This window comes from Shewanella sp. MEBiC00475 (assembly GCF_005234075.1).
GTDB lineage: Bacteria > Pseudomonadota > Gammaproteobacteria > Enterobacterales > Shewanellaceae > Shewanella > Shewanella polaris.
In genome coordinates this window covers 1,312,628-1,324,633 of record NZ_CP039928.1, presented here as the reverse complement: position 1 = coordinate 1,324,633, position 12,006 = coordinate 1,312,628, and the positions used below count along the sequence as shown (strand labels likewise).

Sequence of the window (12,006 nt, the reverse complement as noted above, 5' to 3'; positions counted from 1 at the left end):
AGAAAACATGAAGCTGGAATCATTGGCGTTACATTATGGTTACGAGTCTGAAGCAACAACCAAAGCTGCAGCCGTGCCGATTTATCAAACCACCTCATATACCTTCGATGATACCCAGCACGGTGCCGACCTGTTCGACTTAAAAGTGGCTGGCAATATTTATACTCGCATAATGAATCCAACCACCAGCGTACTTGAGCAACGTTTAGCCGCAATTGAAGGCGGTATCGGTGCGCTTGCAGTGGCGTCTGGCATGGCCGCCATTACTTATGCTATCCAAGCATTAACCCAAGTGGGCGACAACATTGTCAGTACCAGCCAGTTGTATGGCGGCACGTATAACTTATTTGCCCATACACTGCCACGTCAAGGCGTTGAAGTCCGTATGGCTGCGTTTGATGACTTTGATGGTCTCGATGCGCTAATTGATGACAACACCAAAGCCCTGTTTTGCGAATCAATTGGTAACCCGGCCGGTAATATTGTCGACTTACAACGTTTAGCCGATATTGCTCACAAACACGGGGTGCCATTAATTGTCGATAACACTGTGGCTACGCCTGTGTTGTGCCGTGCATTTGATCATGGTGCTGACATTGTTATCCATTCGCTCACTAAATACATTGGCGGTCACGGTACAACCATTGGTGGGGTGATTATTGACTCGGGTAAATTTGACTGGGTTGCCAACAAAAAACGCTTTGCGATACTTAATGAGCCAGATCCGTCTTATCACGGCGTGGTGTATACCGACGTCTTTGGGCCTGCTGCCTACATTGGCCGTTGCCGTGTTGTGCCACTGCGTAATACTGGCGCAGCATTATCACCACACAGTTCATTTTTGTTACTTCAAGGCTTAGAAACCCTCAGTTTACGCATGGAACGTCATTGCAGTAATGCGCTCACGCTAGCTGAATATTTACAACAGCATCCTAATATTAGTTGGGTTAATTACGCAGCACTGCCAGACAGCCCTCATCATGCAACTTGCCAAAAAATCACTGGTGGTAAAGCCTCTGGTATTATTAGTTTTGGTATTAAAGCTGATAACGCAGAAGCGGGAAAAGTGGCTGGTGGTAAGTTTATTGATGCACTGCAAATGGTGCTACGTTTGGTGAATATTGGCGACGCTAAATCGCTGGCTTGTCATCCTGCCAGTACAACGCATCGTCAACTTAGCGGGGCAGAATTAGCTAAAGCTGGAGTGTCAGAAGATTTAGTGCGTATTTCTGTGGGTATTGAGCACATAGACGACATCATTGCCGATGTCAGCCAAGCATTAGAGAAAGCAATTGTGTAAGCCCATTTTTAGTCTAATCAGTAACTAAAAAGCCCCATCAATAGCGTGTATTGATGGGGCTTTTTATTACGAAACGGTAGCTATTTTAAATAGCTAATCTTCTCGTTGGGGTAATAATCACTGGTAAAGGAATATCCCAAAAATCAGTTGGAACCTGGCTCACTTGTTGGCAATCATGGGCAAACCCGACGGCTAATGGTTTGTTATCAACCACTTGAGCCAAGGTGCGATCGTAATAACCACTGCCCATTCCCATGCGATTACCATGTTCATCAAATGCCACCATAGGAGTGATAATCATATCGAGCTTGTCGACAGGGATAATGTGTTGCACATTCAGTTGCGGCTCGCTAATACCATATTTGTTATTAACCATCACAGAGTCTCGGTCATAACGCACAAACAGTAAATGCCCTTTACTAAACGGATGAATGCATGGCAAATAGAGGTTAATGTCTAGTTCCCATAATGCTTCAATGAGTTTTTGGGTGGCGAGTTCACCATCTTGGGTAAAATACAATGCAACGTGCTGAGCTGACTGCGCCTGAATTTCGGCGAGCATATGACGGCTGGCGATTAACGCTAATTGATTTTGTTCTTCAGAGCTGAGGCTATTACGTTCTTGTCTGATATGACGACGGATATTATCACGGCTCATGCCTGTACTATCAAATAATGGATCTTCAAGTTCTGTTGGTTTGGCAAAGTAGCTAATGCGTGCCGAAGAGGTTGACGTAACAGGACGGTGATCCTTGTTAGTCATAAAACGCGAGATACTCATGTGTAGGGAGGACTCCATCACTTATAAATGAAATTAAAAACGATAATCAACAAACAACTCAAAGTAGGTTATCGCGTTCTGAAAAGATATGAAAGCACTGGTTGATAGTCGGTTAACGTAGAATTATTTTGCATCAAACTAAACCAACAAATCAAAATGCAGCATAATTTTATTACATTATGCTGCATTGTTTTAATCAAAGGAAACTGGCGTGTTATTTATCCATATTCATTGATTTTAGTAGCACTGGACTATCGTAATCCGCCACCATGGTCTTTGCTTTTAACCAAAATTTTCTACGTGTTAAAAAGTAAGTAAAGCTGATTGATAACAAGCCCCACTCAATTAAATTATGCGCCATAAAATCTAAACCAGATGATAATAACACAGCCACTTCGCTAACGTAATTAGCATGGTTTGCAATAAAACCATAAGTCGGGTTAATGAAGAAAAAACCATATTGAAGGGCACAATAAATACCAATGCCAGCAATCAAGCCAAACAGTTTGCTGTACCACTTTTCTGGCCATTTTACACCAATCACCAGTAAGTAAAGTCCAACCAGTAATGAGCCACTAACAAGCGTGCTCGCTATTGTGGGTGAACGGTTAAGCAGGTCAACTATGTTGTAATAAAGAGTAAAAGCGAAATGTGGTAACAACAGTGTAATGCTGATAGCTAAAATCCATATTTTAGCTTTACTAATACTTTTCCAATACCAGGTTTTAATACTTTGGTAGCTTAACCACAGTAACCCAAGTACAAAAGCGTAATTAACAAAAGCGGGTAGCCCGAAAAGGCCAAATTTCATCGTCAATAACGCCATCATCCATTCAGGTATTTGAGTCACACTCATGCGATTACCTGAATCAACTGCAAATGAAGGGTATAGCAGCGCGATTAACATCCCTAAAGTAAAGAATAAATAAGTGTATTTAATCAAGCTCAAGAACATGTTTGGCGCAATACCTTTAACGCTGTGTTTTTTTAATTGTGTCACTAAGTTTTGGTAATTAGATATTACAGCGTCTTTAATTTCAGTAGACACCCAGTTTTCATCTAATAGTGCAATTTGGCTGTTGGTTACATTGGCTTCAATAATGTTTTTAACAGCAGGCGTTGCTAATGCCATTTTGTCTGCCGATTGACTGCCGCCAGCCATTTTCTGTGCCACACTCCAAACCGCTGGGTCATAAACTCCACCAGCATTATGGGTAGTATCTTTTTTACCTGCAAAGCACATCTTGGTATCGACTTTATCAATCGTAGCGGTAAATTGTAGCGTTGGCAGTTTAGCGGTAAAAGCGAAGATAAAGGTACAGCCATCCAAGGTGCCTTCAACATCAACTTCAGTTATCTCAGTTAAATGATAGACCAAGTTTAAACCGTTATTTTTAACAAACTCAGAGGTCCATTCGTGGTAATCGTTGCTGTTATAAGCCCATTTAGTGCTACGTTTTGCATCACCGTCAATGGTGTAACTGTAATAGAGATAACCACCACCATTACAAGTATTACACGTCACCGAGCCTGAGCCACCGCAAGTATGACACGTTGTTTTACCTCGTCCCCAACAGGACGAACATGATTCTGTAGTATAAACCGTGCGATTATTGTAACTATCGTAACGCGACACACTAACGCGGCCACTGCCACTACAACGATTACAAGAATTACTGCCAGAACCATAACAACTAGAACAGCTTTGTGTGCCAGAACCACTGCAGTTGTAACACAATTTACTGCCTACATAGGTTTCTGGTGCAGATTTTAGGTCTTTATTCCTTATTAAGAAATTGCTAGATATATCAGGACCAAGAATCTTTAAAAAGCGATCGTTAAATAACGTGTTCTGTCCGCTAGCGTACTCTTTAGCTTTTTCATGGGCACAATCCCGAGCATTCGATGCCGTGCCAGATTTAATCCCTGACGGACAATAGCCTCCATGTTCGTGTGTACTCACCCCAACTTCGATAGTCCACCCAAATGTAAACTTAAGTTGAGGAAGCTTTTCTTGTTCATTGCTTAATTTTATTGGTACATCGACACCCGTGAGCTCTTTACCGTTACGGCGAATAAAATCTTGGAATTGTTCTAATTTACTCACGTAATACTTCCTATAAATCAATGCGTGATGAATGGTTTACTTTTTTATGACTGCTTGGTCGAATCGGCTAATGACAAATTGATATTAAAATCAGTTTCATCGGCTTTTAAGTACACCCATTTTCTAATAGGTGTATATCCAGGCGCGGTAATTTTAATGTCATAACTGCCAGCAGGTAACATCATGCCTGCTTTATATTTGGGTTTAATATTCATTACTGACACTTTGGCATTGGCGATATTACTTGTGATGCTAAGGGGTAATAAAGCCGTTTTATTAGACGCGTTTTTAACCACTTTAGTTGAATCATGTACAGGCATTACCGCTAAGTCAAAGCGGTTAATCGGCTCACTGATTGCATTAAATCCTTTCGTAATAAATAAGCTCTGGTCTATGGATGAACCAATAGGTTGCACCATCGGCAGCGTCACTAATAACCATTTAAGGGTAAATGAAATAGTGGCGGAGTCATTCTTCTCCATTTGTTCAAAAAAGTAATGTACTGCAGAGCCTTTAGCTGTGTATTGATTACTGCCCATGGATAGCGGCACGACAAATATAGACGCTAATAATAATGTTGATATCGTCGGTTTTATAAAACGATTAGGCTTTGACTTTGACGCTGAGTCCATCCCCTTTGCCTGTATCAATTCCACGGCTTTCATCGGTAACTTTAATACGGTTAATAGCACCAGAACCAAACTTATCGACATCGAAATTGGCGGAATAATCGTTGATCTTAATGCCGATTTACCTGTTGATTCAAAAGAACCGCCATCGGCAAACTCAACTTGTTGGGCTTCGAGTACATTTAGATACTCGGTGGTTTTCCGTCGAATATTGGGTTCAATGATTTTCTGTTTAAACTCACGGTTATTCCAATCAGCCAGCGTAGGGTTTACGTAAAGCTCTTTCATTTCTCGTTGAATACGTTGTTGAATAACGCCTTGTTGTTGAAAGGTTTGCCAGCTCAAGTTTGGTGGCATATCGCTGTTCTTGGCTTTCATTTTCGATCGCCACTCAGCATCTGCTTGTTGACGCACTTTTTTAGCGACTGCAATGTCAAAGCTATTACGATCGGTCAGAGACCAAGAAGGGGATAAGGTTAAGCCTTTTTGTTTCAGCTTTTTATTCACTTTTATGCTGGTAAGTTCATTGACTCTAAATTCATGGATTGAGTTAATTCCCAATGGATAGCCACCCGATTCTTTAACAAAATCAGGTTCCATTTTTACCATCAACACGTTTTTATAATGATTCACATCGTTGGTATACACCATTCGATGATCTTTAAATCCCGCGTCGCCACCCGTTACGGCATCAGCGGCTTGCATTGCAGTGTAAAGGCCAAATGTCAAAATCCCTGAAATAATGGAATTACCAACATTTTCAGACGTCGAAATTTCCTCACGAACCAACCAATCATTAGGTGGAATATAAGGCATGCTGTATTTGGCTATTTCTTTGTCATAACCGGTTTGCAGTCGCTCGAAACAACGGTCTTTATTACTGCCACTTTTCTTCTCTGCACATTTATTACGGCGTTCAAAATAATCGTATAATTTAGGGGCTATTTTTTGCGCACGTGATTCGACCCTAGCTTCATAAGCCTTGGTGCCTTTTTGGTATTGCTCCCAGCCCTGTTTAACCTGATTTTGGGTATCGAGCCAGTAAGCGTCAGATCGTGTTTGTACGCTAGCTAAAGCCTGATTATATTGATTAGAACCAGCAGCATATTCAGTGTATTTATCGCGAAGCGTTTGGCGGAAATTATCATAGTTGGCGTAGTGTTGATCAAATTGAGACATAGCACGGTCACGAACAAATTTTTCCATGATCAGGCGTTTTTTCTGTTTTAAATCGTCCACTAATTTATCGTCAGCGTATACCAGCCCGCCAAATACGGATAAGAACGTTTTTTCGACCGCGCTGTGTTTTTTATCTGGATCGTAATCAATGCCTTCAAATGCGATTGAATTTTCAATCAACGCGCTACGAAGCACTTGAGACAAGTAAGCTTGTTGACGTTCTTCAGGAGTTGAAGCATCAATAATAAAATGATCCACCAACCACTTCTGACCAAAAAAGACGGTTGGCCAAACTATCACAGCAATTAACGTAAAATAACCCAACGCGCGAGTGGCTTTAGCCACTTGCTTACCTTTTAATAATAAGTCAGCTAAAAGCAGCGTAACGCCAATACCACTAATAGTGCGGCCAAATAATTCCACTGCGCGTAAGTCTTCCGCACTGGAGTTACGACCGCCAGCAACATCGGTTAACGCAGCATTAAACACAGCCTCAGGGAACAAATACACTAGCGAACAAATGAACATCAACAACATCCACCAGAAAGGTTTACCCGTGTTAATAATTTGGGCTTCTACTGCTTGTTGTTTTTTAGCTTTAGCAGCCGTTGATTGTTGATGTTTCTGTGTTTTCTTTAGCTCTTTCTCTGCGGACTCCATTTTTTTGTGTGTTGGGGCAGTGTTAAGCAAGTTTGTTGCAAATGGACTTTTGTTTTTCTCAGTCATAGTAATATTTATTAGCCATCAAATTTTATTAAAATTGTTTATTTAGTCAGCCTGTCGACTTGGTAAACTTAAAATTATGGTGTCACCCGTGTCTGTATCTATTATTTCATCGGTAATAGTGGGGAAACCATGTTCCAACAAAGGCGTAGGTATGTTGTTAGGTACCTTGTTAACCGGAGTGCTATGGATGGCTTTAAGGCCAGAAGCTAATGACAGATAATAACCTTCTGTTTGATAACCTAGCATTTCGTCAAAGCGGTCAAAGTCAGCATCTTGGGGTAAAGAGGTAATATAACGACCCACATTACTCGATGCTTGATAACGTTTTTTAGGTTTGGCTCCATTGAATAAACGCTGGCAAATTTTGTAAGGCGTGGCATCTACAATTGCGCCATCAGGTAGCTGATCTATTGTTAACTTAAGTAATTGTGTTTGATGATAATCACTGCCATTAAGCGAATAGGTATAAACCTTCATTCCGAGTTGGTGAGCACTATACCTCACGCTGGGATGCTGCATAAAACTGCGAATGTCTAAATGTAAACCAGAGTTGCTACCCAGCTTTTTTTGCAATTGGGTTAATGATGATTTTGCGGTGTAGTCTTTATAACGCGAGCGGTAACGTTTAGTTCCGTAGCGACCAGCAAGTTCGAGATTATGTTGATTATCTAAGTAATAGGCATCATTTTTTACGCCTTTACGTAAATCTGCTGCTAACTTTTCAACGCTGGTAGGGTGTCCACCTTGAATAAAGCCTAAATAAACCGATGGGTTAATGCCGCGTAGCTTATAGAGGACATCAAGTTCTGCCGCAGAATAATAAAAGCCACCCAAGCCAATATATTTTCTGAGCATATTATCGAGCTCTACCAGCTTTTGGCCATTGGTATCAGATTTTATTTCTACATTGAGTCGCTGACTTTGATCGCGATATGCGCCAAATACTTTAAAGGCTTCTGCAGCCGTTATTGGGCGTTGATTGAGTAAATTGTTACTGTGTTTATCTCGCAGTTTCAGATTAGAGAACTGCTGAAAACTCATGCGATTTAGTTTGAAACGTTCACCTGTGTAATACACGGTAGCGCGACCGGTTTGACTATCGTGATGATCCACCCAAGTGCCATCTTTCAGAAGCATTACATCAATTTCGACACTGTTAAAGTTATCGTTCAAGGCTGAAGAAATTGCATTCGCGCTACTTTCTGGTTGACGAAAATCTCCACGGTGCGCCGAAATATCTAACTGACATTGTGCGGTCGAGAGCATTTTGATATTGCCATTGTTGGCAAGATATAAATTGCGATCACCTAAGCTCAATTGAACATCAATGATATCTAAACCTTGGTTTGCCGCATCGGCAGGCAAATGAGATAACGCAGCAGGAATGACATAACTAGGTTTAACAGGGTCGGGTGTGGATTTACAACCAGATAAGCTGAAAATGAATACAATTAAAATGGTGCAGTAAACCTTGAGATGAATAGAGCAGCTTGTCATAAGTCATGATTGCAAGTTGTTAATATTGAAGACTTTATACATTAATATACTTTGTAAAACAATCTTATCAATAAAGTAAACAAATGTAACAACCTGAAAGTGTGAAATCGGGACTGTTTTGCATAAAAAACGGTCACAAATTATAACAATTTGAGCAGAAGGACTTATACCAAAGTTTATCAGACGCGCCGTAAAACCCCGTCCTTCAGGTCGGGGATGTAAGGCACTGGCAGCGTAGCTGGCACGGTTTTGACTTTAGTGCGGCGTTTGTTGCTGCTCAATGTATCGGCGAATCACGTCGATAGGTGCGCCACCGCAACTGCCCGCAAAATAGCTGGGAGACCACAGTGCGCCGCCCCACAATTTTTTCGTGATGGACGGATATTTTTTCTTGCGAATCATGCGGCTGGAAACGCCCTTTAGACTATTCACGAGTGCCGATACCGCTATTTTCGGTGGGTAATTAACGAGTAAGTGAACGTGGTCGTCTTCGCCATCGAATTCAATCAATTCAGCCCCAAAATCCGCGCATACAGCTGCAAAGATGGGTTTAAGCTCATCGAGTATTTCCTTGGTGAATACTTCGCGCCGATACTTAGTCACAAAGACCAAGTGAACGTGCATATTGAATACACAATGTCTACCGTGTCGAATATCGTTGTTTGTTTGCATAGGCCAAACTATACTTTGGCTATGGAACGACTACAAGCCTTCAAATTCGAGCTACAGCCCAACGGCGAGCAAGTGCGCAATATGCGTCGCTTTGCAGGTACGTGTCGGTTCGTCTATAACAAGGCGTTGGCGTTGCAGAAAGATAACCACGAAACGGGAAATAAGTTCATAGGCTATGTGCCAATGGCGGCGGATCTGCCGAAGTGGAAGCGCGAAGCGGGCTTCGACTGGATTAAGAATTCCCCCTCGCAAGCGCTGCAACATGCGCTCAAGGATTTAGAAAAAGCCTTCAAGGGGTTTTTTGAAAAGCGCACGGATTTTCCGCGTTTCAAAAAGAAAGGCAGTGGCGATAGTTTTCGCTATCCAGAACCCAAGCAAATCAAATTAGACCAAGCCAATAACCGTATTTTCCTGCCCAAGCTGGGGTGGCTAAAATACCGTAAAAGCAGAGATGTATTGGGCGAAGTGCGTAACGCCACGGTAAGTCAATCAGGTGGCAAGTGGTTTGTGTCGATTCAAACACGGCGCGATGTTGAGATTGTGCCAGTGGCTACAAGCGCCATAGGTATTGATGTGGGCATTGCGCGTTTTGCGGCAATGAATGACGGTAGCTATATTGAGCCGAAAAACAGCTTCAAAACGCAGATGCAGCGGCTGGCTAAATATCAGCGGCGCATGAGCAAGAAAGTGAAGTTCAGTGCCAATTGGAAAAAGGCCAAGGCCAAGGTCACACAAATACACGTCGATATCGGCAATGTTCGTAAGGATTTTCTGCATAAGCACACACATACCCTCAGCAAAAACCACGCGCTGGTATGTGTAGAAGACTTGCAGATTAAGAATATGTCGAAATCATCAAAAGGTACGGCGGAAAAGCATGGCAAGAAAGTAGCGCAAAAATCGGGCTTAAACCGCGCCATTCTCGACCAAGGCTGGGGTGAGTTTAGGCGACAACTGGAATACAAAACCGCTTGGAATGGCGGCGTTTTGCTCGCCGTGCCTGCACAATACACCAGCCAAACTTGCCCTTGCTGTGGCCATGTATCAAAGGATAATCGCAAAACCCAAGCGCAATTTTTGTGTGTAGATTGTAACTACGAAAATAACGCCGATGTTGTCGGCGCTATCAATATATTAGAGCGCGGGCAGCGCTTGTTAGCCTGTGGAGAAACGGCAGCTTTAGGCCGCTCTGTGAAGCAGGAACCCATCGAAGCGACTAAGCTGAAAACTGCTTAGCGCCGTAGGAATCCCCTTCCATTGCGCGTAGCGGCAAAATCCTTTTGGGGATTTTGAGGTGGGGGAGGATGTCAAGTTGTAGATCGATTCAATGCTTGAAAATGATCGATGACCTAATAGTGCACATGGATCTAGTGAACATGGGAGTAATGGATGAAATAATAGTGAATAAGGAATAGCGCTCGAAATAATAATGCGCGGGATAATAGCGCCTAGACATAAAAACGGCTTGAGACAAAACGAAACATGGGTTGGGTGACGACAGGTATTAGCTAAAAGTGGCAGTAACACACACCTAATTAGGATGCTCCCCAAAATACCGCTGCTGGCGCAGCCCTTGAACCGTAGGTTCAAGGCGGGTAAATGTTCATTTCCTAAGGCTTCTCGGTATAATCCGAGCATGCACAATGTCAACGAAAGCATTCACCCTGGGTTTGTAATTATCGGCACAGGGACTTAACCAACGAGCAAATATCCCAGGGAGCAAAACAGGGTAGAATCAAGTTATTCTTAATTCTGAAATCTTAGTTTAGCCTTCCTAGCGACTTCGTTCAACCAACGATGTTTCCAACGTTGACTGTAATAACGAAATGCGCTCATCCATTTGCGCCATGTATTGTTTGTTTTTTTGCTTTTCTTCGTACAATTCATTACCAATGTTAAGCGCTGCCATTATAGCAAGCTCTTCACGGCTTAAGTTATTGGTACGAGACTTTAGCGTTGTTAGTTGGTTTTCTACTTCTCTGGCTACCGTGCGCAAAGCATCTTCGCGTCCTTTTGGACATGCGATAGAGTAGGTGCGTCCTAATAGGGTAATATCAACAGCACTGTTACTCATAATGTTGCCACGGTTCCTTAATTAACCTCAACCCGATTAAGAGGTGGGGTAAACAAGTGAAAATCAGAAAGCTTGGTATATTTTATATCAAACTTATCATTTGTTTTGCTAACAAAACGCCTGCTAGTATTTCTTTTGGAAATTAATAGCTGCGACAATAGCAAGTTGACTGCAAAATCAATTGTAACGCAGATCGTGGAACAAAAGATCGTTTAATAACCGTTTATTAATTCCAGCTGTGGTTAACCATATTCAGCATATGGGCGAACTATATAGCGCTGAATTTAAAAGAGCAAGGCAACAACATCCCTTTTTAACTATTTGCTGTTTGTGTGAACAAATCCGCTACAGTCAATGCATATTTTAGCCACAATAGGCAGTTGCATTTGGAGCATCATAGTAACTCTGCTAGCATTGAAGCAGTAAATTGCGTTAATAGGAATAAACCATGGCAATCCCACCTTCGTTATGTATCGATAAACTAAAAAAAGCCTTAGATTTCGCTGAAGTCGGCCATCATCCCGTAGAAGTACACGGCATGCTTGTTGGACTCATTTGTGGTGGCGTAAAACAAGAAAAACTTACCTGGTTAAAACCGCTAGTAGAGTTAATGAACGACGGCCAGCCGTTAGAGCCAAAATTGCAACAGCTGATCATCGAATTGTATCAAGACACTGTCACACGTTTAGCCGATTTTGAGTTCGGCTTTACCTTGTTATTACCAGAAGAAGAAGTGCCATTGAGTGAACGCGTTGAAGCGTTAGCATTATGGACCCAAAGCTTTTTAACTGGCATTGCTATTATTCAACCAAAACTTGCCAAAGCAACACCCGATGTACGCGAAGTGATTAAAGACCTTGCAGACATTGCCCAAGTAGAATTTGATGTCGGTGATGACGAAGAATCAGAAGTTGCTTATGAAGAACTGCAAGAGTTTGTCAGAATGTCGGCTATTTTATGTTATTCAGAGTTTGGCTTAGACATGCCTTTAAATGACACCGACGAGCATTCAAATATTCACTAACATTTTTGGTATAGGCA

At 42.1% G+C, this 12,006-nt stretch carries 9 protein-coding genes and 1 other RNA gene; 3 read left to right on the top strand and 7 right to left on the bottom strand.

Annotated elements, in window-relative coordinates; translation table 11 throughout:
• The first annotated feature begins 7 nt into the window (after positions 1-7).
• Entirely contained in the window at positions 8-1,300 is a 1,293-nt protein-coding gene (locus tag FCN25_RS05860; protein ID WP_137227341.1) for an O-acetylhomoserine aminocarboxypropyltransferase/cysteine synthase family protein, read from the top strand.
• An 85-nt stretch (positions 1,301-1,385) separates the two neighbouring features.
• Here the strand turns inward: FCN25_RS05860 and FCN25_RS05855 are convergent, their stop codons facing one another.
• The 5 genes from FCN25_RS05855 to tnpA form a co-directional block, all read right to left on the bottom strand.
• Entirely contained in the window at positions 1,386-2,081 is a 696-nt protein-coding gene (locus tag FCN25_RS05855) for a 5-formyltetrahydrofolate cyclo-ligase (RefSeq protein WP_137222836.1), read from the bottom strand.
• Between the two features lie 214 nt (positions 2,082-2,295).
• Entirely contained in the window at positions 2,296-4,188 is a 1,893-nt protein-coding gene (locus FCN25_RS05850; RefSeq protein WP_137222835.1) for a hypothetical protein, read from the bottom strand.
• Between the two features lie 44 nt (positions 4,189-4,232).
• Positions 4,233-6,722, bottom strand: coding sequence for a PEGA domain-containing protein (locus FCN25_RS05845; protein WP_137222833.1), 2,490 nt, complete (start codon positions 6,720-6,722; stop codon positions 4,233-4,235).
• A gap of 42 nt (positions 6,723-6,764) precedes the next feature.
• On the bottom strand, positions 6,765-8,219 hold the full coding sequence (locus tag FCN25_RS05840) for a glycerophosphodiester phosphodiesterase family protein (RefSeq protein WP_137222831.1): 1,455 nt from the start codon (positions 8,217-8,219) through the stop codon (positions 6,765-6,767).
• A 255-nt stretch (positions 8,220-8,474) separates the two neighbouring features.
• Positions 8,475-8,891 carry an IS200/IS605 family transposase gene (tnpA, locus tag FCN25_RS05835; RefSeq protein ID WP_137221893.1) on the bottom strand — a complete coding sequence of 139 codons (417 nt, stop codon included), beginning with the start codon at positions 8,889-8,891 and terminating at the stop codon, positions 8,475-8,477.
• A 21-nt stretch (positions 8,892-8,912) separates the two neighbouring features.
• Here tnpA and FCN25_RS05830 point away from each other — a divergent pair, with 21 nt between their 5' ends.
• Entirely contained in the window at positions 8,913-10,127 is a 1,215-nt protein-coding gene (locus FCN25_RS05830; RefSeq protein WP_137222829.1) for an RNA-guided endonuclease TnpB family protein, read from the top strand.
• Between the two features lie 304 nt (positions 10,128-10,431).
• On the opposite strand, the gene ssrS is transcribed toward FCN25_RS05830, so the two are convergent.
• Both ssrS and FCN25_RS05820 read right to left on the bottom strand, forming a co-directional pair.
• Positions 10,432-10,613, bottom strand: a non-coding RNA gene (ssrS, locus tag FCN25_RS05825) — 6S RNA.
• 52 nt (positions 10,614-10,665) lie between these two features.
• Complete coding sequence (locus tag FCN25_RS05820) at positions 10,666-10,965, bottom strand: cell division protein ZapA (RefSeq protein ID WP_101086040.1); 300 nt, start codon at positions 10,963-10,965, stop codon at positions 10,666-10,668.
• A gap of 448 nt (positions 10,966-11,413) precedes the next feature.
• On the opposite strand from FCN25_RS05820, the gene FCN25_RS05815 reads away from it, so the two are divergent.
• A complete protein-coding gene (locus FCN25_RS05815) occupies positions 11,414-11,989 on the top strand; it encodes a UPF0149 family protein (protein ID WP_137222827.1) in 576 nt (191 codons plus the stop codon).
• Positions 11,990-12,006: the final 17 nt, after the last annotated feature.